The sequence below is a fragment of the Streptomyces sp. NPDC049887 genome, from assembly GCF_040656535.1.
In the GTDB taxonomy this organism is placed as follows: Bacteria; Actinomycetota; Actinomycetes; order Streptomycetales; family Streptomycetaceae; genus Streptomyces.
Genome location: NZ_JBFAMM010000026.1, coordinates 1 through 21,216, shown reverse-complemented (window position 1 = coordinate 21,216; position 21,216 = coordinate 1). Strand labels below are relative to the sequence as shown.

At 71.4% G+C, this 21,216-nt stretch carries 25 protein-coding genes and 2 pseudogenes; 6 read left to right on the top strand and 21 right to left on the bottom strand.

Translation table 11 applies throughout. The features are described from left to right. Positions 1-41: 41 nt before the first annotated feature. The 10 genes from AB0J10_RS26625 to AB0J10_RS26580 form a co-directional block, all read right to left on the bottom strand. Positions 42-626 (bottom strand): DNA primase, encoded by a 585-nt coding sequence (locus tag AB0J10_RS26625; RefSeq protein WP_363064999.1) that lies wholly within the window; start codon positions 624-626, stop codon positions 42-44. 432 nt (positions 627-1,058) lie between these two features. Next, on the bottom strand, positions 1,059-1,286 hold the full coding sequence (locus AB0J10_RS26620) for a hypothetical protein (RefSeq protein WP_363064998.1): 228 nt from the start codon (positions 1,284-1,286) through the stop codon (positions 1,059-1,061). Continuing rightward, a complete protein-coding gene (locus tag AB0J10_RS26615) occupies positions 1,279-2,145 on the bottom strand; it encodes a hypothetical protein (RefSeq protein ID WP_363064997.1) in 867 nt (288 codons plus the stop codon). Before AB0J10_RS26615 ends, AB0J10_RS26620 begins: the two co-directional genes overlap by 8 nt. Beyond that, positions 2,142-2,372, bottom strand: a complete 231-nt coding sequence (locus AB0J10_RS26610) for a hypothetical protein (protein WP_363064996.1) — start codon at positions 2,370-2,372, stop codon at positions 2,142-2,144. Before AB0J10_RS26610 ends, AB0J10_RS26615 begins: the two co-directional genes overlap by 4 nt. Before the next feature lie 153 nt (positions 2,373-2,525). Then, a complete protein-coding gene (locus AB0J10_RS26605) occupies positions 2,526-2,855 on the bottom strand; it encodes a hypothetical protein (protein WP_363064995.1) in 330 nt (109 codons plus the stop codon). Beyond that, the gene (locus AB0J10_RS26600; protein WP_363064994.1) at positions 2,852-3,151 is read right to left on the bottom strand and encodes a hypothetical protein; all 300 of its coding nucleotides are present in this window, start codon (positions 3,149-3,151) and stop codon (positions 2,852-2,854) included. Before AB0J10_RS26600 ends, AB0J10_RS26605 begins: the two co-directional genes overlap by 4 nt. Before the next feature lie 191 nt (positions 3,152-3,342). After that, positions 3,343-4,542, bottom strand: coding sequence for an AAA family ATPase (locus AB0J10_RS26595; RefSeq protein WP_363064993.1), 1,200 nt, complete (start codon positions 4,540-4,542; stop codon positions 3,343-3,345). Continuing rightward, complete coding sequence (locus AB0J10_RS26590; RefSeq protein WP_363064992.1) at positions 4,539-5,018, bottom strand: hypothetical protein; 480 nt, start codon at positions 5,016-5,018, stop codon at positions 4,539-4,541. The genes AB0J10_RS26595 and AB0J10_RS26590 overlap by 4 nt, the downstream gene beginning before the upstream one ends. Further along, complete coding sequence (locus AB0J10_RS26585) at positions 5,015-5,239, bottom strand: DNA-binding protein (protein WP_363064991.1); 225 nt, start codon at positions 5,237-5,239, stop codon at positions 5,015-5,017. The genes AB0J10_RS26590 and AB0J10_RS26585 overlap by 4 nt, the downstream gene beginning before the upstream one ends. Then, entirely contained in the window at positions 5,236-5,436 is a 201-nt protein-coding gene (locus AB0J10_RS26580; protein WP_363064990.1) for a helix-turn-helix domain-containing protein, read from the bottom strand. Before AB0J10_RS26580 ends, AB0J10_RS26585 begins: the two co-directional genes overlap by 4 nt. A gap of 119 nt (positions 5,437-5,555) precedes the next feature. On the opposite strand from AB0J10_RS26580, the gene AB0J10_RS26575 reads away from it, so the two are divergent. Further along, entirely contained in the window at positions 5,556-6,032 is a 477-nt protein-coding gene (locus tag AB0J10_RS26575) for a helix-turn-helix transcriptional regulator (protein ID WP_363064989.1), read from the top strand. Then, on the top strand, positions 6,025-7,212 hold the full coding sequence (locus tag AB0J10_RS26570; RefSeq protein ID WP_363064988.1) for a site-specific integrase: 1,188 nt from the start codon (positions 6,025-6,027) through the stop codon (positions 7,210-7,212). The genes AB0J10_RS26575 and AB0J10_RS26570 overlap by 8 nt, the downstream gene beginning before the upstream one ends. A gap of 135 nt (positions 7,213-7,347) precedes the next feature. Here the strand turns inward: AB0J10_RS26570 and AB0J10_RS26565 are convergent, their stop codons facing one another. The 4 genes and pseudogenes from AB0J10_RS26565 to AB0J10_RS26550 form a co-directional block, all read right to left on the bottom strand. Further along, complete coding sequence (locus tag AB0J10_RS26565) at positions 7,348-8,160, bottom strand: SGNH/GDSL hydrolase family protein (RefSeq protein ID WP_363064987.1); 813 nt, start codon at positions 8,158-8,160, stop codon at positions 7,348-7,350. Positions 8,161-8,230: 70 nt separating this feature from the next. After that, positions 8,231-9,253: a hemolysin family protein gene (locus AB0J10_RS26560; RefSeq protein WP_363064986.1), complete on the bottom strand. Its 1,023-nt coding sequence runs from the start codon at positions 9,251-9,253 to the stop codon at positions 8,231-8,233. Positions 9,254-9,720: 467 nt separating this feature from the next. Next, positions 9,721-11,013 (bottom strand): annotated as a pseudogene (locus AB0J10_RS26555) (hemolysin family protein); the annotation flags it as partial. A gap of 279 nt (positions 11,014-11,292) precedes the next feature. Then, a pseudogene (locus AB0J10_RS26550) lies at positions 11,293-11,709 on the bottom strand (GNAT family N-acetyltransferase); the annotation flags it as partial. A gap of 622 nt (positions 11,710-12,331) precedes the next feature. On the opposite strand from AB0J10_RS26550, the gene AB0J10_RS26545 reads away from it, so the two are divergent. Both AB0J10_RS26545 and AB0J10_RS26540 read left to right on the top strand, forming a co-directional pair. Beyond that, on the top strand, positions 12,332-12,667 hold the full coding sequence (locus AB0J10_RS26545; protein WP_363064985.1) for a hypothetical protein: 336 nt from the start codon (positions 12,332-12,334) through the stop codon (positions 12,665-12,667). After that, the gene (locus AB0J10_RS26540; RefSeq protein WP_363064984.1) at positions 12,664-13,035 is read left to right on the top strand and encodes a fic family toxin-antitoxin system, toxin component; all 372 of its coding nucleotides are present in this window, start codon (positions 12,664-12,666) and stop codon (positions 13,033-13,035) included. Before AB0J10_RS26545 ends, AB0J10_RS26540 begins: the two co-directional genes overlap by 4 nt. Positions 13,036-13,173: 138 nt before the next feature. Here AB0J10_RS26540 and AB0J10_RS26535 read toward each other — a convergent pair whose 3' ends face one another. From AB0J10_RS26535 to bioB, 5 genes are all read right to left on the bottom strand, one after another. Beyond that, entirely contained in the window at positions 13,174-13,854 is a 681-nt protein-coding gene (locus AB0J10_RS26535) for a class I SAM-dependent methyltransferase (RefSeq protein WP_363064983.1), read from the bottom strand. A 318-nt stretch (positions 13,855-14,172) separates the two neighbouring features. Next, positions 14,173-14,517 carry a VOC family protein gene (locus AB0J10_RS26530; protein ID WP_363064982.1) on the bottom strand — a complete coding sequence of 115 codons (345 nt, stop codon included), beginning with the start codon at positions 14,515-14,517 and terminating at the stop codon, positions 14,173-14,175. Between the two features lie 5 nt (positions 14,518-14,522). Further along, the gene (gene bioD, locus AB0J10_RS26525; RefSeq protein WP_363064981.1) at positions 14,523-15,251 is read right to left on the bottom strand and encodes a dethiobiotin synthase; all 729 of its coding nucleotides are present in this window, start codon (positions 15,249-15,251) and stop codon (positions 14,523-14,525) included. A 59-nt stretch (positions 15,252-15,310) separates the two neighbouring features. Then, a complete protein-coding gene (locus AB0J10_RS26520; RefSeq protein ID WP_363064980.1) occupies positions 15,311-16,612 on the bottom strand; it encodes an adenosylmethionine--8-amino-7-oxononanoate transaminase in 1,302 nt (433 codons plus the stop codon). Beyond that, positions 16,605-17,777, bottom strand: coding sequence for a biotin synthase BioB (gene bioB / locus AB0J10_RS26515; RefSeq protein ID WP_363064979.1), 1,173 nt, complete (start codon positions 17,775-17,777; stop codon positions 16,605-16,607). The genes AB0J10_RS26520 and bioB overlap by 8 nt, the downstream gene beginning before the upstream one ends. A gap of 151 nt (positions 17,778-17,928) precedes the next feature. Here bioB and AB0J10_RS26510 point away from each other — a divergent pair, with 151 nt between their 5' ends. After that, positions 17,929-19,074: an 8-amino-7-oxononanoate synthase gene (locus AB0J10_RS26510; protein ID WP_363064978.1), complete on the top strand. Its 1,146-nt coding sequence runs from the start codon at positions 17,929-17,931 to the stop codon at positions 19,072-19,074. 53 nt (positions 19,075-19,127) lie between these two features. Here AB0J10_RS26510 and AB0J10_RS26505 read toward each other — a convergent pair whose 3' ends face one another. Together AB0J10_RS26505 and AB0J10_RS26500 are read right to left on the bottom strand one after the other, a co-directional pair. Then, positions 19,128-19,343, bottom strand: a complete 216-nt coding sequence (locus AB0J10_RS26505) for a DUF397 domain-containing protein (protein ID WP_363064977.1) — start codon at positions 19,341-19,343, stop codon at positions 19,128-19,130. A 15-nt stretch (positions 19,344-19,358) separates the two neighbouring features. Then, positions 19,359-20,216: a helix-turn-helix transcriptional regulator gene (locus AB0J10_RS26500; RefSeq protein ID WP_363064976.1), complete on the bottom strand. Its 858-nt coding sequence runs from the start codon at positions 20,214-20,216 to the stop codon at positions 19,359-19,361. A 300-nt stretch (positions 20,217-20,516) separates the two neighbouring features. Here AB0J10_RS26500 and AB0J10_RS26495 point away from each other — a divergent pair, with 300 nt between their 5' ends. Then, positions 20,517-20,957: an ATP-binding protein gene (locus AB0J10_RS26495; protein ID WP_363064975.1), complete on the top strand. Its 441-nt coding sequence runs from the start codon at positions 20,517-20,519 to the stop codon at positions 20,955-20,957. Positions 20,958-21,216: the final 259 nt, after the last annotated feature.

Here is a 21,216-nt window from a genome sequence, read left to right as displayed (position 1 = left end):
ACACGGAATAGGCGGCCCGTTCGGGCGCGGAGTTTGTTGGGCTACGACAACACGGCGTCAATCAGCGGCTGAATGTCCCCGAGACGCTTCGGCGAGGAATCGAACGACACGCCAGTCACGGCGATATAGCGACCATTCCCGTACAACTCCACGCTTCCGCCGTCCACGACGAGACGCCGGCCGGACTCGAGATGACCGCGGCCCCACAGGTGCAGGCCGCGCCCGCTCACGCTCACCTCAACCCAGCAGCCCGGAGCGGCATCGAGGACACGCCGCGCCCACGGCAGCGCCCGCCCCTGCTCGTCCAGGGCGTGATCGAGGTCGACACACACCACGCCGTCACCGTCCAGGACGAAGCCCAGCCCCGTACCCGCCGACGAACGGGCCGCCTCTCGGTACGTCGACCACGTTCCCCGGTCCGTGCTCGAAGCCGGGCGACCGCCGGCCGTCAGGGGCACCTTGCGGGCCGTGCGCCGCACCCAGCGCGGCCGCTCCAGCAGCTCCTTCGGGACCGCCCGGGATGCGCGATGCGCCGCGGTCCGGCACCGCCCGGAACAGAAGCGCGCGTTGTGCGCATGGCGGGCCGGCAGATGCTCCCCGCACTGCTCGCATCGCCTCGTGTTCATGCACCCAGTCTAGTGGGTGGTGTAACGGCAATCCATGCCCTGACCTGCACGTATGGAACTGTGACAGATGGCCGGATCGCTGTGCGGGCGCCTACCGCAACCACCCTCGAAACACCCCAGCCAACCCCTGGCAGGCCCTCACGCACCCCACCAAGGGCCCTGACAGACCCGAACCACCAGACCCGTACAGACGAACACCCGCAGCACCTCCCCGGGCTTCCAGGGGGTGGGGGGAGGGAGGGGTGGCCAGGGTCAGGGGCGGCGAGCAGTGACGGGACGCGCGCCTGGCGGGCCGTTGAACGCCCGGAGCCCGACACGGTGGGTGCCGGGCTCCTGTGGACGGTGCTGGACGGCCTGACGGCCTTCCATGGCTCTCGCACGGCCGGACGGGACGGGACGGCGAGTGGCTTTGACACCGAGTCTGCGTGTCGGTCAGGCCGCGTCGTTGCCTGGTGTGACATCGGGGGCGACGGGCTCGGGGCCGAGGGCGAACGTGCCGCCGGCCTTGCGTCGCCGCCACAGGGCGTGGCCTTCGGCGAGACCGGCTGTCGCATAGCCGTGGTCTTCGGGGCTGGTGCCGTCGCTGCCGTCCTGCTCGCTGACGGCGGGCCTCTGGTGGCGTGAGCGCCACAGTTCGCGGCCCCTGTTCAGGTCAGACATGTGCGGGCTCCTTGTCGTTCTGCTCGGCGAGGAAGGCGTCGAGGTCGAGGTGGTGGGGGGTGGTGAAGCGTTCCCGGGGGGCGGCGCCGTTGTTGACGTTCTGCCGGTGGATGTCCTGCTGTTCGCGGAGTCGGTTGTCCCGGACCGCGGCGGCCTGCAGCTGGGGGAAGGTGGGCACCCACAGGTGGGCTCGGTTGTCGGTGGCCCACTGGAGGTATTCGGGGGTGTAGGTGCTGCTGTCGGGGTCGGAGCCGTGCCGGGTCCACGGGGCGGGCTGGTCGGGTTCGGGGCTGCCGGGCTTGCCGTTCTTGGTCCAGCGGGGCCAGTGCTCGTACAGGTCGGCCATCTCGCCGACGGCGTTGAGCATGGGGCGGGTGGCGGAGTGGTGGGCTTCGGTGAAGATGTGCCGCTGTGCTTGGCGGATCCGGCTGTAGGTGTCGGCGTGCTGCTGGCTGGCGCGGCCGGCGCGGACCGCGGCGAGGAGTTGCTGCAGCTGCTGGTTGAGGCTGCGGAGGGCGGTGTTGGCGCCTTGGCTGATGAGGTGCCGGCGCTGGTTCTCGGCCCTGGTGGTGGCTTCGGTGAGGGCCTGGAACAGCAGGTCTTCTTGGGTGTGCCGGATGACGTCCTGCCAGTGCTGGCCCCAGTCGTGTTCGGTGAGCTCGTCGGGCAGCCGGTCGGAGAGCGCGGCGGCGGTGACTTGTTCGGTGAGTTCCTGGCAGGAACGGAAGACGGGGTTGATGCCGGCGTCGAGTCGCTTGTTCCGCAGCCGGGTGTAGTGGGTGGCGAGGGCGGCGGCGGCTCGGGCATGGCGGGTGTAGCCGGGGATGGTGGCGAGGGCGGTTTCGAGTTCGGTGTTCATGGGTGGTCCTTTACGGGGGTGTCGCGGATGGTTCGGACGATGAGGGGGAGCTGGCCGGGTGCTGCGGCAACGAGGAGTTCGGCCATGCCGGCGAGGGCTTGCCCGGCTGCGGTGCGCACGTCGCGGTCGTCTGTGGTGGCGAGCGTGAGCATGAGTGCCTGGTAGTCGCCGCGGAGGGCGGCGAGGGTGAGGGTCTTTGCGGTGGCTTCGGTGTCAGGAGGCGGCATGGCGTCGTCGGATCCTTTTCCCTCGGTGGGCGCTGGTCTGGTGGGCCTGGTGGCAGAAGGGCCAGGCGCGGCTGCAGTACCAGGCTTCGCAGTGGGGGCATGCGGTGCCGGTGCGGTGGAGGCGCTTGCGGCAGGAGATGCAGGTTGGGGCCGTCATCCCGACTCCTGGGGGCTGTCGGTGTAGGCGGTGGCCCGCTTGGGGCACTGGGGGTTGTGCTGCTCGGCGCAGCGCGGGTGGCCGCGGCAGACCTTCGCCCCGCAGCCGTTCGAGCAGAGGAAGTACGTGTTGCGCATCAGGGGGCGGGCGCAGGAGGCGCAGAACCCGAGACGGATCCCGAATCGCTTGGCCTTGGCCCTGTGTCTGGCGCGGAGGCCGGCTGCGCGGGCGGCGGCGAGCTCTTCCCGGGCCTCTCGCTGCTGCTGCGCTTTTGCCTTGGCCGCCGCTATCCGGGCCGCGACCTGCTCGTTGACGTAGGAGGTCATGACGCCTCCCGGGGCAGGGTGTCGTAGCGCTCGCCCGGGATCCGGTCTCCTGCCCAGGGGGCGGCGCCGATGTCCTGGCGCCGGTGGGTGGCCCCTGCCGCTTGGCGGATCTTGTGCAGGAGGGTGATCGGGTCCGGCTCGTCGACCCGGTCGAGGCCCAGTTCCGCGCGGAGGCCCTGCACGCGGGCGGCGCGCTTCGCCTTGTTGGGTGCGTTGCAGACGGTGCCGGCGGGCGCCTTGCAGCTGGGGCACTCGTGCGCCATCGCGTACTTGTACAGGGACGGGAAGGCAGTCATGCGGTCTGCTCCTGGTCTGTGGTGGCCGCCAGAGATGGCAGCAGAAGGGGGACGGGAAGGGCTTCTCTGGATTGCTGGGTGTCCCCCGTCCACGTGTCCCCCCTATAGGGGGACGGGGGACACGGGGACACCGGGGGGAAGGCGTCCCCGGGGGACACTGGGGGGACACTCGGGGGACACGGGGACACTGGCTATCCCTCCGTCTCGAATGGCTTCAGGAGGGTGTGCAGCTTGGCCCGGTTCGGTCCCAGCTGTACCTCGACGAACCCTTCGTCGACGAGTGCGGCGAGGGCTGTTGCCAGCACGTCCTTCCGGCCGCCTACTCGGGCCTCGAGGCCGCGGGTGTTCAGCGGCTCCTTGGCGCCCGCGATGGCATCCGTGATCCGCTTCATGACATCCGGGTGCCGGATCGGGCCGTCGTTCTCGATTGGCCGGTACAGCGACGCCTCGGTGAACTGCTCGTCGTGGGACTTCAGGACGAAGTCGGCGAACCAGTGGAGCCCGCTTTGATGGGGCAGGGCGTGGCGCCTGAGCTGTCCGGGCCGGTCCTTGGCGATCCGGACGGTGCTCTTGCCGGTGACACCGACGCCGAAGGGCTTGCGGTTCTCGAGGACGTACATGGCGCCGTTGAGGCCGTTGAGCTTGTGCACGCCGCCGATGGCGTACCGCCCGCGCCCTTCCTTGTCCTTCACGACGTGGTCGAGGGTGGCGACTGCGGCGCCCATCTCTGCGATGGGCCGCAGGAGCATGCGGCCGAACTTGGCCACGTCGGTGTTGTCCTTGAGTTCCATGCCGTGCATGGCCATGCCTTCGGTGACGCCGTCGATGGGGACGAACGTGGGCCGCAGGTCGTTCAGCGCCTGCCCGATCTCCAGCCGGTTGATCCCGATGCTCAGCGGCTCCTCGGGGCGGATGTAGGCGAACCGGTCGCTGATGTCCTTGACCGTGGCGCCGAGGGCGAGGAGCCGGCCGACTACTCCGGGGGCGTCGTCTTCGAAGTCGATGAACACGACGCTGTTCCCGGCCGTGAGTTCGGACGCTACGGCCATGAGGGCGAACCAGGTCTTGCCGCCTTCAGACTCGCCGACCACGGAGTGCATGCGCCCTGGGTAGAAGAGTCCGACGCCGTCATCCCGCCGGCCGACAGTGGGCTGAGGTGCCTGGTACGTGCCGTCGAGGACGTCCTGTAGGTCCCGCGGGCGCCAGGTGGGAACGCGCGCTGCAGGCTCCTGCGCGACGGCCAGGCGCACCGGCTGGGCTTCCTCGGTCGCCCAGAGGTCCACTGCGGGCTCGTGGTCCTGGCATCGCTCCTGGCACATGAGGATGAGCTGCCGCGTGTACTCCGCGTCGTCGTCGGGCTCGGGGACGTGTCGGCCGCTGGGGCAAGTCATGCGGCCTCCTGGTGCTGCTCGTAGGTGAGGTACCGGCCGGGGTGTCCCGGTACGGCGATGGGTGGCCAGCCGGGTGTTGCGCGCAACTGGTGGGGCGGGGGCGGCCGGTAGGCGGCGGCTCGGCGTGCCGATTCGGCGGCTTCGCCGATGGGCGGCCGGGGCCGGCTGGCCTCTTGGAACCAGGCGATGAGCTCGTCTTCGTCGCCGTACTTCCGCCACATTTCCGCGGCGTAGAGGGCGGCTGCGAGCCGCTTGGGGTCGTCGGGTTCGAGGTCGCGCCAGGCGGGCGAGCCGTATTTGGGGAAGATGCGGGCGAAGTACAGGGCTTTCGCGTCGGCCCAGAGTCTTACGGCGTCGTCGGGGTCGATGGTCGGCGCCGTGTCCGCTACGGTGGTCTCAGACCGCACGCCCGCAGCGAGGTCTTTCCGGTCCCCAGGTGTTCGCAGCATCTGGGGGCCGTTCACGTTCTCGGTCACGCTGCCTCCCGGGTCTCCCCGGACAGCAGCCGCACCAGGTCGGCCGTGATGACGACATGGCGGGCGCCGACGGGGATGGTCTTCACGGGGCTCTCCCCGCGCTTCACCCGGTCGTACAGGTGGCTGCGGCTGCACCCGATGGCGCGGGCAGCCTCGGTCACGCTGACGGTTGCCGGCCATTTCCGAACGTCGGCCAGCGTGGGCTGGGAGGGCTTGGTCATGCGGCGCTCCCAGTCACCGTGCACGCGTCGAGCCACTTCTCGATGGCGCTGCGCTTGTACCTGATCCGCCCGCTCTTGCCGGGGCTGAGCTTGATGTAGTCCGGACCGAGCCCCATCCATCGCCACGTGGCCAGCTGCTGCGGCGAGAAGGGGTATTCCTCGGCGACCTGCTTCGGAGTCAGAAGCTCCTCAGGCATTTAATGCCTCCAAGCGAGTTGAATCTAGGTTCGCCTGAACCTAGACTGGGTCCATGAAGCCCAAAGTATCAGATAGGTCGACGCGGAGAAAGATTCAATTGACCCCTACTCTTCTGTGCATGGCTGATGAGCAGAAGAAGCGCCGCGGTGCCGTAGAGATGGGGCCGACCGCCGCAACAGTGGCCGCCAACGTGCGTCGCCTGAGGGATGACGTGCGCGGATGGTCGACCTACGAGCTGTCCGGAAAGCTCGCCAAGGCTGGGCGCCCGATCGCCCCATCCGCAGTGGCGAAGATCGAGCGGGGCGAGAGGCAAGTGACCGTCGACGACCTGGTCGCCCTTGCGGTCGCTCTTGGCGTCAACGCTTCCGCCCTGCTCCTCCCGGTGAAGGTCGAGCCGGCCGACGGCGTTGAGGTAACCGGGTACGGGGCTGTGTCCGCCGATGAGGCCTGGAACTGGGCTGATGGGCGCTCGCCCTTGTTGCGGACAGACGCGTCGGGTCTGGCAGCTGGACGGGCCCGCTACGAAGCTGAACTCAGGTTCAAGGAAGGCCGACCGCACTGGCTCGAGGACGACGCGGAGGGCGGCGATGGCTGAGCCGAAGCGGATCGTGCTGCGTGACGGCTCCGTGCGTTACCGCGTCATGGTGGACGCCGGTCGCGACGAGAACGGCAAGCGGATCCAACTCACCATCACCCGGGACAAGAAGAAGGAGGCGGAAGCGGAGCGCGACCGCATCCTGCACCAGCGGGCCGCCGGAACACTCATCGCCCCCAACAAGATCACGCTGGGGGAGTGGCTCGAGCAGTGGCTGGAGTACAAGCGGCGCGACGTCGAGGAGACGACGATCCGCACGTACCGTCTCGCCCTGGTCCACGTCTACGACCAGCTTGGGCACATCCGTCTACAGGAACTGACCGAGGACCACGTCCGCGACTTCGTCGACGGCCTGGTGACCGGCGGCCGTCGCAAGGGTGGCGAGCCCGGTACGCGACTGGCCGTGTCGACAGTCGAGGGCATCCTGATCCGATTGCGGAGCGCCCTGCGCCGGGCCGTGGTCCGCAAGCTCGTCAGCGTCAACGTGGCTGCGGAAGTGCGCCCCTCGCTCGCCGACAAGAAGACCGACAAGCGGGAGCGCGACAAGGTCGAGCCGTGGACCGTGGCCGAGGTGCAGACGTTCATCCGCGGTATCGCTGGAGACCGGCTGTACGCCCCGCTGCTGTTGTCCCTGATGGGCCTACGGCCGGCCGAGGTCTGCGGCCAGAGGTGGACGGACGTCGACCTGGACGACGGCATCATCGAGATCGCGATGACGCGGACGATGGTCGGCAACCTCCGGGTCGTCGAGAAGGACACGAAGACGGCTTCCGGCGAGCGGGCACTCCCGCTCCCGCGCGGACCATGGGAGGCCCTTCGGCAGCTGCGGGTGATGCAGGCCGCCGAGAAGGCGACGGCGGGGGAGGCGTACACAGACACGGGGTACGTCGTCGTCGACGAGCTGGGAGTGCCGCTCAACACGCGCCAACTGCGGGAGCACGCCTACCGGCTGATGCGTCGCCACGGTCTACGGCAAGTCAGGTTGTACGACGCCCGTCATGCGGTGCTGAAGGCTCTCGCGCTGAGCGGCGTCCCGGACGTCATCCTCGCCGCGTGGGCCGGCCACACGAACGCCGCCTTTACCAAACGGAAGTACGTGTCCATCGTCGCCGAGGACATGAGGGGCGCGGCCGACGCGCTCGACGCGTTCCACGGCGGAGATCAAAAAGCACTGTCGTGAGAGATTGTGAGATTTGATCTCTCACACGAGCCCGTGTATCGGCCCTGACCAGCCCGAATGGTGATCAGGGTAGAACAGTGTACGGATTCTACTGGCGGTTCGCGCAGGCCGGTGCTCGCCCCGATTTGTGGCTTGCTACGAGAGGCCGGTGTCGTGCCGGCCGGCACGACGGTTGCCGTCCGCCTCCCACACCAGCAGCTCGGGCCTCTTGGGCGGCAGGCCGTCACCCGACGAGCGTCCGGTCATGCGGCGCGCGATCCACGGAACCAGGTGCTCCCGGGTGAACCGGAGATCGGCGGACCGGCGTGCCGCCCAGCCGAGGGGCTCAGGCGGAGGGAGGGGAGACCGCCAGTCGTCCTCGGCGGCCAGGCCCAGCGTCTGCCAGACGGCTTCGGCGACCCTCCGGTGGCCCTCGGCCGTCAGATGCAGCCGGTCCACGTCCCACATCCGCTGGTCGCCGAGGACCTCGGCCCCGTACAGGTCGACCACCAGCGCCCCGTGCCGGGCCGCCAGTTCGTCGATGTGCCCGAAGAGATCCTCCATGCGGGGCCGGAAGCGCTCCATGACCGGCCCCTGCCGTCCCGGGCTGCGCATCAGCACCAGCCGGCGGCAACTGGGAGCGAGACGTTCCACGGCCTCTTCCAGCAGGTCGCGTACCCGGCTCAGGTCGCACTTGGGGCGCAGCGTGTCGTTGAGGCCGCCCACCAAGGTCACCACGTCCGCACGCATGGCGGCGGCGAGGCCCACCTGCTCCTCGACGATCTGCCCGATGAGCTTGCCCCGGACGGCCAGGTTCGCGTACTGGAAACCGGGGGTGCGGGCGGCCAGCCGGGCGGCGAGGAGATCCGCCCAGCCCCGGTACGTGCCGTCGGGAAGCAGGTCGGACATCCCCTCGGTGAACGAGTCGCCGACCGCGACAAAACTGCTGTATGAGGCATTCGTCTCCATGGCCGTGCGATCGTACCGCTCGGTATGCCGCTTGCTCGCAGCGGCCCCGAGCCACCGCCACCGCCGCCCGTCAGCGGGGCTGCCCCGAAGGCCCGACAAGGATCCGGAGCACGTCCTCCATCGTGACCAGGCCGGCGAGCTTCCCGTTCTCGTCCAGGACCGCGGCGAGGTGGGTGCGGCTGCGCCGCATGGCGGTCAGCACGTCGTCGAGCGGGGTCTCGGCCCGCACCCGGGCGATGGGCCGCAGTGCCGACACGGGGAACGGCCTGTTGCGGGGCGCTTGGTCCAGAGCGTCCTTCACATGCAGATAGCCGAGGATCCGGCGGGTGCTGTCGACGACGGGGAAGCGCGAGAACCCGGACTCCGCAGCGAGCCGCTCCAGCTCCTCGGGCGTCGTGCCGACCTGTGCGTAGATCACGCGCTCAACGGGCGTCACCACGTCCACGACCGGGCGCCGCCCCAGCTCCAGCGCGTCCTGCAGCCGCTCGGCGGCCCGGTCGTCGAGCAGCCCGGCGGCCCCGGAGTCGCTGACCATCCGGGCCAGCTCGTCGTCCGAGAAGGTCGCCGCGACCTCGTCCCTGGTCTCCACCCGCAGCAGCTTCAGCAGCGCGTTGGCGAAGGAGTTGATGGCGAAGATGACCGGCCGCAGCGCCCGGGTGAGCGCCACCAGGGGAGGGCCGAGGAGCAGCGCGGCTCGCGCGGGCTCGGCGAGGGCGACGTTCTTGGGGACCATCTCACCGAGGAGCATGTGCAGATAGGTGGCGACGCCGAGGGCGATCACGAACGAGATCGGATGGACCAGTCCGTCGGGCACCCCGGCGGCGTCGAAGACCGGCTCCAGCAGATGGGCGATGGCCGGTTCCGCGACCACGCCCAGCACCAGGGTGCACAGGGTGATGCCGAGCTGGGCCGCGGCGAGCAGGGCCGATACGTGCTCCAGCCCCCACATGACGCTCCGGGCGCGCCGGTCTCCGGCATCGGCCTCCGGCTCGATCTGGCTCCGGCGCACGGAGATCATGGCGAACTCGGCGCCGACGAAGAAGGCATTGAGCACCAGGGTCAGCAGACCGATGAGGAGCTGAACGGCGGTCATCGTGGATCCCTCCCCTCTCTGGAGCCCGCGGAGCCCGCGGAGCCCGCCGAGCCCGCGGAGCGCCCGGAGCTGCGGTCCCGGCCCGTGTCCCCCGCGTGTCCCTGCCCTCCTGCGCCGACGGATCGCCCGGTCCGGTCGGAGGGTTCGCTCCGGGCGGCGGTGCCGGCCGCATCCGGGTGCCCTCCGGAGGCTTCGGGAGCCTCCGCCCCCGCACTCGTGCCGGGAGACTCGACGGACCCGTGCGCCGCGTTCCCGCGTGGCCTGCCCGGCGGGCCTCCCCGCGTCCTCGCCCGAGGGCCGTCGGGTCCGTCCGGTGCATCAGGCTCGTCGAGCGCCTCGGGCCCGTCCGGCCCATCAGGCCCACCGGATGCGTCGCACTCGGCTTCGGTGGGCGCCTCGGTGCGGCTCCGTCGCTGTCCGCGCAGCCGGGTCCGCTGCCCCGGGGACTCGTCCGCGACCTTCGGTTCATGGAGGAGTACCCGTGCCGCCCGCCGACCCGACGCGTCGACCACGTCGAGACGCCATCCCGACAGCTCGATGGTGTCGCCGACGGCGGGGATCCGGCCCAGCCGCTCTGCGATCAGGCCCGCCAGGGTCTCGTACGGCCCTTCGGGCACCCGCAGTCCGATGACCGCGAGCTGGTCCATCCGTGCGGCGCCATCGGCGGACCACAGGGCGCGGCCGTCCTCGTCGTCCCCGGCCCGGGCGAGATCGGGCGTCTCGTGCGGATCGTGTTCGTCCCGGACCTCCCCGACGACCTCCTCGACGATGTCCTCCAGGGTCACCACACCGGCCGTGCCGCCGTACTCGTCGATGACGACGGCCATGGTCCGTTTGCCGGACAGCAGGTCGAGCAGCCGGTCGACGGTCAGAGTGGCGGGAACGAGCAGCGGTTCGCGCATCAGCTCGGAGACCGGATGGCGCGGGCGGCGCTCGGCCGGTACGGACAGGACGTCCTTGATGGGCACGACCCCCACGACGGTGTCCAGACTGCCCCGGTACACGGGGAATCGGGACAGTCCCGTGGCCCGCGAGGCGTTGGCGACGTCCTCGGCGGTGGCCTGCGCGTCGAGGGCGGTGACCTGGACGCGCGGGGTCATGACGTTCTCCGCGGTCAGTTCGGCGAGCATCAGTGTCCGGACGAACATCTCAGCGGTGTCCGCCTCCAGCGCCCCCTCCTTGGCGGAGTGGCGGGCCAGGGCTACGAGCTCCTGCGGGCTGCGCGCGGACGCCAGCTCGTCGGTGGGCTCCAGGCCGAGCCGGCGCACGACGCGGTTGGCCGTGCTGTTCAGATGGCCGATCAGCGGGCGGAAGACCGCGGAGAAGACCCGCTGCGGTGTGGCGACCACCCTGGCGACCGCGAGCGGCCGCGAGATCGCCCAGTTCTTCGGGACCAGCTCTCCCACGACCATCAGGAACACGGTGGACAGTCCGGTGCCGATGACGAGGGCGAGTGACGACGCCACGGACGACGAGGCGCCCAGGGCCCTGAGCGGGCCGCTGATCAGCTTGGCGATGGACGGCTCGGCGAGCATGCCGACGACCAGATTGGTGACCGTGATGCCGAGCTGGGCGCCGGACAGGTGGAAGGTGAGTTCCCGCACGGCCTTCAGGGCGCTGCCGGCGCCACGCTCTCCCCGCTCGGCCGCCTTCTCCAGCTCGGCCCGCTCGACGGTGGTGAGGGAGAACTCGGCGGCCACGAATCCACCGCACGCGAGCGCGAGCAGCACTGCCAGGAGAAGCAGGAGCACTTCGGTCATCGGTTCACCTCCGTCCCATGGTCGGCCAGGGCGGGAAGGCCCGCGCGCTGTCTGCCGGCCGAGGCTCGCGCATGGGCTTGTGCTCACACCTTTCGTTCACTCGAAGAGGAAGCGGGCCTCTCATGGTCATCCGCCGGTACGGCGGTCCGGGGACCGGCGGGGCACGGGTGCGCCTGCCGCGGGGAGGGGTCCTGCCGCCCCGACGTCCGACGCCCGGCCGGGGCCTGGGGCGGGCTCCTCCGGCGTTGCCTGGGACCGGTAGCCGGCCGCTTCCCGGCGGAGCGGTTTCACCCAGCGACTCCACTGCGGCTCGGGCGCGTATCCGGCCGCCCGCCACGCGGGGTGCGCGGGCTCGTTCCGGTCGAGCACCATCGCGTCCGAGCGCCGCCCGCCCACCCGCAGAAAGCGCTCCTCCGCGGCCCTGAGCAGTGCGCCGGCGATCCCCTGCCGCCGGTGATCGGGATGGACCGCCAGCCGGTAGAGATGACAGCGCCAGCCGTCGAATCCCGCTATGACCGTTCCGGCCAGCACTCCGCCGCGCTCGGCGAGGATCAGTGCCTCGGCGTCCCTGGCCATCAGTCGCTCGATCCCGTCCCGGTCGTCACTGATGCTCGTGCCCTCGGCAGCCACCTTCCAGAAGGCGAGTACGGTGTCGAGATCGGCCGGGGTGGCGGCCCTTGTCCGAAGATCGCTCATGGCGGCCATCCCATCATCGTCCCGGTCCCGCAGTCGAAGCGGTTCCCCGGGGTTTCCCCGCGCCGCCGGTCGCCTGCGCCGGGCCGTCCGACGGCGCGTCGCTCCGCCGGTCGCGGTGCCGGCCCGCCCCACCGGCCCGCCGGTGCACTCGCGGCCACACGTGCCGCCGTTCACGCACCTGCTCTTGCCCACGTCGGCGCCTCCCCGCACCCGCTTCTGTGACACGCTTCCGCGTGCCTGCTCCGACGCGCTTTCCCCCGACCGTCCAGGCCATGCGCCACAGCCGGGTGGTTCGGGTGGAGCGAGGGCTCCTCGACCAGCCGGCGGAACGCGCCGACGGGGTCGAGTAGGTCATCGAGCCGCAGCCGTCGCGTCCGCGGCCGGCCTCTGTGCCCGTTCGGCGGCGAGAACTCAAGCCCTGCTGCGTCGTGTTCACCTTCGCGCCGTTCCGCATCCCGGGCGCACGTCACCGTGCCGCCCCGTACCGGAACGGCTTCCCCGACTGCGATGTTCCGGAGGTTCGTTCAGGCGGGAGCGGCGCAGGCGGGCGGGACGAGGACGTCCTCCCTCGGGCCTGCCGGCCCTCTTGCCGGTACTAGCGCGGCAGCGCTAGCTTGGAGGAGTGGCCAAGACACAGCTGAACGTACGGGTGGACGAGAGCACCGCCGCAGCCGCCCGCCGCAGGGCCCATCAGCGCGGGCTCAGTGTGAACCGGTACATCGAGGAGCTCGTCAGACAGGACGCGGGCGAGGCGGGGCGTGCCTTCGTCGAGGCCGCGGCCGACTTCATGAAGCAGTACGAGTCGGTGTTCGCCGAGGAGTTCGGGGCTCCGGCCGCGCCGCCTTCCGCCGTGAGGCCGTCGGGTGACGGTGCCGCATCCCCGGGTGCGGATGTGCGGCCGGACGGTACCGGGCGCCGGTCCCGTCGCCCCAAGCCGGCAGTGCAAGGCAAGCGTTGAACCTGTCGATCGATCTCGCCTGGCTGCTCATGGTCGCCGAGCAGAAAACGCCCGGCGATCCGCAGGTCACCGACTGGGGTGCGCTGATCGCCGCGGTCAGCCGCCACGAGGCAGAGATCTTCGGAATGGCCGTCTACGACGACCCGTACACGCGCGCGGCCGCCCTGATGCAGGTGCTGCTGCACGTCCCTGCCCTGGAGCACTCCAACGCGATGTTCGCGACGGCGGTCGCCTACGGCTATCTCGTCGCCGGCGGACTGCGGGTGGTCACGTCCCCGGAGCGTGTGCGCGATCTGGCGCGGCTGGTGAAGGAGGGCAAGACCGGCGTTCACGGGATCGCCCGCGAGCTGCGCGGCTGGATCGAGTGACCCAAGGAGCCCGAGGGCGGCCTTCCGGCTGCGTGGCACACGGCCGACCCCACCGGGGCCCATGGGCCCACGACCGGGCGCCCGCACGGCGCCGGAGCTCACGCCGCCTGCGGAGGCGGGCGGCGCGGCGTGGTGCGGTCAGCGGGTGTCCTCGTGCGGCCGGCGCGCAACCCCCAGTACGCAGAAGGACGTCGGCAGCCGCGGTCCCTTCTCGGGCACGCGCAGCCCGCGGTACGTGCCCAGCTCGAAGCCGGCGGCCTCGATCGCGCCGAGCGGATCCCGGGCGGTGTGACAGCCCCCGAAGATCCGTGGCCACACCGTGCGGTCCAGTCCCTGCTGGAGCGCGGCCATCGGCCGGGTCGGAGCGGCCCCGTGTTCGAAGAACCGCAGTTCACCGCCGGGGCGCAGGACGCGCCTGATCTCCGCGAGCGCGCGCGGCAGGTCCCGCACGCTGCACAGCACGAGGGAGGCGACGGCCGCGTCGAAGGCCTCGCTCTTCACGGGCAGCGCCTCCGCCGCGCCCGGTACCACGTCGACCGGCACTTCCGCGTGCCTCGCGGCCGTGACCGCCAACTGCCGGAGGCTGCGCTCCGGTTCCAGGGCGACGACCTCGGAAACCGCCGCCGGATAGTGCGCGAAGTTGAGTCCGTTCCCCGCGCCGATCTCGATCACACGGCCCGAGAGGCCGGTCAGCAGCTCCTCGCGGTGCGCGGCGATGCCGCCCTTGAGGTCGGCCGCCACGCTGAACCGCGCGTAGAAGCGGGCGAACAGCGGATGGTGTACGGCGTCCCGGGGGACCTTGGAGCTGCGCGACGGCATGGCTGGCCTCCTCCGGAGCACGACTCGGGCGCCCGCCGTGCGAACCGTCTCGACGGAGCGGTGGCGAACAGGGTGATTCTCCCCCCGGGCGCCCTCACTCACTCAGCCCCGTTCGCCGGCGGCGCGCCGACACCCCCGGCGGCGCGCCGGCGATCCCCCGCACGGAGCCGGGAGTTCCGGCCGGTCCGCCCGCCCGGAGCGGTCCACCGGGCGTCGGGCAGCCCCGCCGCACCGACCCACCCGGGCACCCGTGTGCCTCCCGAGTACGGCCCGGCCATCTGAGCACCCGTGCCGGCGCCCCGGCCGCGAGCACGCCCGTCAGTCGCCGACGAAGCAGAACTCGTTGCCCTCCGGGTCCAGCATCACCCGGAAGCGCCCCTGGTCGTCGGTGACCACGGCTCCCACCGGAGTCGCGCCGAGCCGGGTCGCCTCGGCGGCCGCCGCGTCCACGTCGCCGGCGTCCACATCCAGATGCAGCCGGTTCTTGGTGGACTTCCCCTCGGGCACCCGCTGGAAGGCGAGGCGGACGAAGCCGGGCGGGTCGACGTACGCCCAGCCGGGGCTCCGTTCGACGGCTTCACCGCCGAGCAGCCCGGCCCAGAACCGTGCGAGGGCCGACGGCTCCGCACAGTCGAAGACGATCTCCTGAACCCGCGCTCGCACGGCGCTCACCGTGCGGCCGGCCCGAAGTCCGCCGCGAACGCCCCCGCGTCCCACGACCCGCCGAGTGCGGGCGTCAGCCAGCGCGGCGCAGCGGCCCGGAACGCCTCGGGTGCCAGCGAGCCGGCGCCCTCGGGGACCGCGCCGAGCAGCGCCGCCCCGGCCGACTCCGGAAGGTCGGCGAGGTTGCAGCGGGCGGCGAGGTCCGGCGCCGCGGGCCAGCTGCCCACCACGATGCCCAGGGGCTCCAGGGAGCGGGCGCGCAGGGCCTCCGTGGTGAGCGCGGTCGCGTTCAGCGTCCCGAGCCCGGCCGGGGCCACGACCAGTACGGGCGCGCCCAGCAGGCGGGCGGCGTCCGCGAGCGTGCCGCCCCGCTCGTCGAACCGTACGAGCAGTCCGCCCGCGCCCTCGACCAGTACCAGATCGTGCTCCTCCGCCAGCTTCGCGGCAGCGTCGGCGGCCTCGTACGGCCCGACGGGCGCCATACCGGCGCGGCGGGCGGCCGTCGCCGGAGCGAGCGGCTCGGGGAACCGGGCGAGTTCGATCCCGGTCACCCCCGGGCCGGCCAGCCGTGCCGCCTCGCGGGCGTCTCCCGGCTCGCCCTGCGAGAGGCCCGTCTGAGCGGGTTTCAGTACCGCCACCCTCTGCCCCTGTGCGGCGGCCGCCGCGGCGACGGCCGCGGTGACGACGGTCTTCCCGATCTCGGTACCCGTCCCGGTGACGACGAGGACGCCCACGGTGCTCCCTTGCTGGTGAGGGACGACGGGCGGGGGGACGCCCCCGGACCGTCGCCGGTTCAGCCCGCCGCGGCGGCGGCGCGGACCGCCCGCGTGATCAGGGCGAGATCCGCGTCGCCCGTGACGTACGGCGGCATGGTGTAGATCAGATCGCGGAACGGCCGCAGCCACACGCCTTCGCGCACGGCCGCCTCGGTCGCCGCCGCCATGTCCACGGGGTGGTCGAGCTGGACGACGCCGATCCCGCCCAGAACGCGGACGTCCTGGACGCCGCCGATGCCGACCGCCTCCGCGAGACCCGCGCGGAGCCCGGTCTCCAGGCGCTTGACCTCCTGCTCCCAGTCCTGGGAGAGCAGCAGGTCGATCGACGCGCACGCGACCGCCGACGCGAGCGGATTGCCCATGAAGGTCGGCCCGTGCGCCAGCACGGGCACCTCGCCGCGCGAGATGCCTTCGGCCACCCTCCCCGTGCACAGCGTCGCCGCCATGCTCAGATAACCGCCGGTCAGTGCCTTGCCGAGGCACATGACATCGGGCGCGATCCCCGCGTGCTCCGCCGCGAAGAGCCGGCCCGTGCGCCCGAATCCGGTGGCGATCTCGTCGAGGACCAGCAGCACGTCGTGCTCGTCGCACGCCTCCCGCAGCACCCGCAGATACGCGGGGGAGTGGAATCGCATCCCCCCGGCGCCCTGCACCACCGGTTCCACGATCACGGCGGCGAGCTCGTCCGCGTGCCGCGCGACGAGTGCGCGCAGATGGTCCGCATAGGCGGGGTCGTACGGCAGGTCGTGGCCGGCCGGGGGCGGGTCGGCGAAGATCTGTCGCTGCAGTACCCCGGACCACAGCTCGTGCATCCCGCCCTCGGGGTCGCACACCGACATGGGCTGCCAGGTGTCACCGTGGTAGCCGCCGCGCCAGGTCATCAGCCGGCGCTTGGCCGGCCGGCCCGTCGAACGCCAGTACTGGAGGCACATCTTCACCGCGACCTCGACGGACACCGAGCCCGAGTCGCAGAGGAAGACGTGCCGCAGGGGTTCCGGAGTGATCTCGACGAGCCGGGTCGCGAGCCGGACCGCCGGCTCGTGGGTGAGCCCGCCGAACATCACGTGACTCATCCGCTCCAGCTGGCCCCGAGCGGCCTCGTTGAGCACGGGGTGGTTGTAGCCGTGGACCGCGGACCACCAGGAGGACATGCCGTCCACCAATTCGGTCCGACCGTGTGCCGGTTCGGCGAGCCGGAGGCGCACTCCGGACGCCGACTCCACGACCAGCGGGTCCGTACGGCCCGGCATGGGGCCGTACGGGTGCCAGACGTGGGCCCGGTCCAGGGCCACCAGTTCGCGGGCGTCGGAGCTACGCATTGGGGGCGAGGTCGGTTCCCGCGCCGCGGCGGCGGACGGCCACCAGGTCGGGGCGCGCCCCGGAGACACCGGCTGCCTCCGGCGCGGTCTCCTCGGTGCTGTCGCCGCACGGGGCGCAGCCCCCGCCGCCGTGGGAACCGCAGCCGCCCGGGGCTGCGTCCGCTCGGTGCGCCGGCAGCGTCGTGGTGTCCGAGCCCTCCACCTCGAAGCCCGCGTCCGCGATCATCTCCAGGTCCGCCCTGCCCGCCTGGCCCTCACTGGTGAGGTAGTCGCCGAGGAAGATGGAGTTGACCAGGTGCAGTGCCAGCGGCTGCAGGGTGCGCAGATGGACCTCGCGGCCGCCCGCGAGGCGCACCTCCACGTCCGGGCACACGAACCGCACCATGGCGAGGATGCGCAGCGCCCGCTGGGGGGTCAGGTTCCATTCCTTCGCCAGGGGAGTGCCCTCGAACGGGATCAGGAAGTTCACCGGCACGGAGTCGGGGTCCAGCTCCCGAAGCGCGAACACCACATCGACCAGGTCCTCGTCGCTCTCCCCCATGCCCGCGATCAGCCCCGAGCAGGCGGACAGTCCGGCCGCATGGGCCTTCTGGACGGTGTCCACACGGTCCGCGTACGTGTGCGTGGTCGTGATGTCCCCGTACGTCCCCTCGGACGTGTTGAGGTTGTGGTTGTACGCGTCGGCGCCGGCCTCGCGCAGCCGCTCCGCCTGGCCTTCGGAAAGCAGCCCCAGACAGGCGCACACCTCGACGCCGTCGTTCTGCTCCTTGATGGCCGCGATGGTCTTCGAGACGCGATCGACGTCGCGGTCCGTGGGTCCGCGGCCGCTGGCGACCAGGCAGACCCGCTTCGCGCCGCCCGCGACCCCGGCGGCGGCCGCCTCGGAGGCCTCGTCCGGCTTCAGCCAGGTGTACTTGAGGATCTCCGCCTTGGAACCGAGCCGCTGGGAACAGTACGAACAGTCCTCCGGACAGAGCCCGGACTTGAGGTTGACCAGATAGTTCAGTTTCACCCGCCGCCCGAACCACTGACGGCGCACCTTTCCGGCCGCGGCCACCACATCGAGCAGATCGTCGTCGGAGGTCGCCAGTACGGCGAGCGCTTCTTCGCGGGTCGGCAGCTCACGCCGCAGGCCCTTGTCCACCAGCGTGTTCAGGAGGTCCATGGCGCAGATCCTCGCCTACCGGGCGCCCCCCGGCCAAGGAGGAACTCCACAACAGCCCCCGTTTGAGGTGTGTGTATGGCCACACTCTGACCTCCGGCGTCCCCCGCTAGGGTCTGTTCGCTGCCTACAAAAGGACCGGACCATGCCCCCAGTGCCTCAGGATCCTTTCGACTGGACGGACGACGCGGCGCGCCGCCGTGCGGAGGCGGGCCTCGTCCGTGCGCTGCGTCCACGGCCCGCCGACTCGGCCCTGCTCGACCTGGCGGGCAACGACTACCTCGGCCTCACCCGCAGGACGGAGGTCACCGAGGCGGCCGCCGCGGCCGCCCGGCGCTGGGGGGCGGGGGCGACCGGATCCCGACTGGTGACCGGAAGCACCGAACTGCACGCGGAACTGGAGCACGAGCTCGCCGAGTTCTGCGGATTCGAGGCCGCCCTGGTGTTCTCCTCCGGGTACGCGGCGAACCTCGCGGCGCTCACGGCGCTCAGCGCGCACGGGTCTCTCATCGTCTCGGACGCCGGCAACCACGCGTCGATCGTCGACGGCTGCAGGCTGTCGCGGGCGGAGACCGCCGTCGTGGCGCACGCCGATCCGGAGGCCGTGGCCAAGGCGCTGGACGCCCACTCCGGTGGGCGAGCCCTGCTCGTGACCGACTCGGTCTTCTCGGTGGACGGCGACGCCGCGCCGCTGGCCGCTCTCGCCGATGTGTGCCGTGCACACGGGGCGGCCCTGGTCGTGGACGACGCGCACGGCTTCGGCGTCCTCGGCGAAGGAGGCAGGGGAGCGCTGAACGCGGCCGGACTCGCGGGGGCCACCGATGTCGTCGCCACGCTCACCCTCTCCAAGTCCATGGGCAGCCAGGGCGGAGCGGTCCTGGGCCCGGCGCGTGTCGTCGAGCACCTCGTCAACGCCGCTCGAACGTTCATCTTCGACACCGGACTCGCCCCGGCCGCCGCGGGCGCGTCCCTCGCGAGCCTGCGGATCCTGCGCCGCGAGCCCGCGCTCGCCGACCGGGCGCGGATCGTGGCGAGCACGTTGCACGGACGGCTGACGGAGGCGGGACTGACCGCCGCCCGGCCGGACGCGGCCGTCGTCTCCGTACAGGCGCCCTCACCCGAGTCGGCGGTGCGCTGGGCTGCGGACTGCCGTGCCGCGGGTCTGGCCGTGGGCTGCTTCCGGCCGCCGTCCGTGCCGGACGGGATCTCACGGATCAGGCTCACCGCGCGCGCCGACCTCACCGATCGGCAGATCGGGACGGCGGTCGCCACCATCCTGGAGACGGCACCCGGTGCCTGACGCGGCGCCGGGTGCCCGGCACGGGGATCCGCGCGCTCGCGGCGCGGTCCCGTTCACCGCGACGGCGCGCCGAGTCCGCTGAGGAAGCCGGTCCAGGCGGCCGGTGAGAAGACGAGGAGCGGCAGTCCGGGGTTCTTCGAGTCGCGCACCGCCAGGGCGCCGTCGGCGCACAGCGCGGTCTCCACGCAGTTGTTCATTCCCACGCTGCGGCTGCTGCGCTGCCAGTACGTGCCAGGCAGAGGGCGTACGCGTGCGTCGTGAGCAGACATTGGGGGGTGCCTTCCCTACACGCAGTCGCGGATCCCTGCGACGAGATCCAACGAGTCGGTCGGCGAGAGTGCATGCGCCTGCATGGTGCGGAAAGCGGCGCTGTACGTCTCGAGGTCTTCCTTCCGTTCGAGATAGAGACTACTCGTCAGGTGGTCAAGAACAACCACGTCTAGATCAGAAGTGTTCGGAAAGGAGAAGATAACGAAAGATCCGGTCAGTCCCACGTAACCGCCCGTCGAGAAGGGCAGCACCTGCAGCCGCACATGCGGGAGTTGGGCCATCTCCAGCACCCGGCGGAGCTGGCCCCGCATCACCTCCCGACCGCCCACCTGGCGCCGGAAGACCGCCTCGTCCAGCACGGCGCTGAAGGTCAGCGGGCGTTCCGCCCTCAGTACGCGCTGACGCGCGATGCGCACTTCCACCAGCGAGTCCACCGTCGCCGTCGGGACGCTCTCCAGCGCGGAACGGGTCACCGCCCGCGCGTAGTCGGGCGTCTGCAACAGCCCGGGCACCACCGAGGTCTCCAGCGTCCGCGCCGCGCTCGCCTGGGACTCCAGGCTGATGAAGTCCCGGTACTGCGGCGGAATCACCCCGCGGTACGCGTGCCACCAGCCCTTTCCCCCGCCGTCCGCCGTGCCGGCCAGCGTCCCCAGCAACTCGCGCAACCGCTGGTCGGCCACTCCGTAGGCGTCCAGCAGCCGAGCCACATCGGCCGGTTTCACACCGCTCGTTCCGGTCTCTATGCGGCTCACCTTCGACTGGTTCCAGCCCACGAGCAGCGCCGCCTCCCGGCTCGTCAGGCCGACGCCCAGCCGCAGACCGCGCAGTTCCTCCCCGAGCTTGCGCCGGCGCACCGCGGGTCCCTGCCGCATGCCGAATCTCCTCCTGTTCTCCGCCGCTCGCACCGCCGCCGGGCGGCTGACACCGGTGACCGGCCGACGCACCGGCGGACGCAGCGCCAGGCGCCAGGCGCCAAGTGTGCGCCCAAATACGCTCTCGCGTAGCAGGGTTCACCGCTTTGAGCGACAGATATATGCATATCCTGGTGGATCCCCTGCCACGGGGGCGGCAACAGTGGCAGTCTGGCGCGAAGCGCAGTCCGAGGCTGTTCCGGCATCCAATCCGCTACGTGCCGCGCTCCGGCAGCCCCGGTGGGAAAGGGACAGCTCGCCATGGCAGACCATCAGGAAGCCTCCGTCACTCTGCCGAGCGATCCCGCCTCGGTATCCGCCGCGCGCAGATACGTCTCCGAGGTCCTCGCCGAATGGGGACTGCCGGGGGAGACCGGCACCGCCGAAACGGTCCGTCTCATCGTCTCCGAACTCGCCACCAACGCCGTCCAACACACCTTCGGGCTGTCCCCGACCTTCACGGTGGACGTCCGCCTGGAGCGCGACGAGCGACTGTGCGTCGGTGTCACGGACAGCCATCCGCGCAGGCCCCAGCGCCTGCCCGCGGCCGTGCAGCAGGACAACGGCCGCGGAATGGTCATCATCCGCTGGCTCATCGCGGAGTGCGGGGGAAGGCTGCACGTCGATCCCACGCCCGAGGGCGGCAAGACCGTCTGGATCGCGATGCCGTGGATCGCGGCCGACGCAGAGCCTCCGCGCTGAGCGCCCGGGCCGGCCGTCGTCGGCGTGAGCCCGGGCCGATCGGCGTCCTGCCCTGGGCTGACGTTCGAGGCCGTCACGTCGCTCCGATGACGTCGCCTCCGCCGTAGGACGCCCGGCGCTGCCCGGTGCGCGCGACCGGCGCATCGGGCAGCGCCGGGCGTCCGCTAGCTGTTCTGTCCGGGGAGGTTGTGGACGGGTGATCCAGATCTCGGCTGAGGGATCTTGAACGGGTGAGGGCCTTCCGGGTTCGGTGTGGATT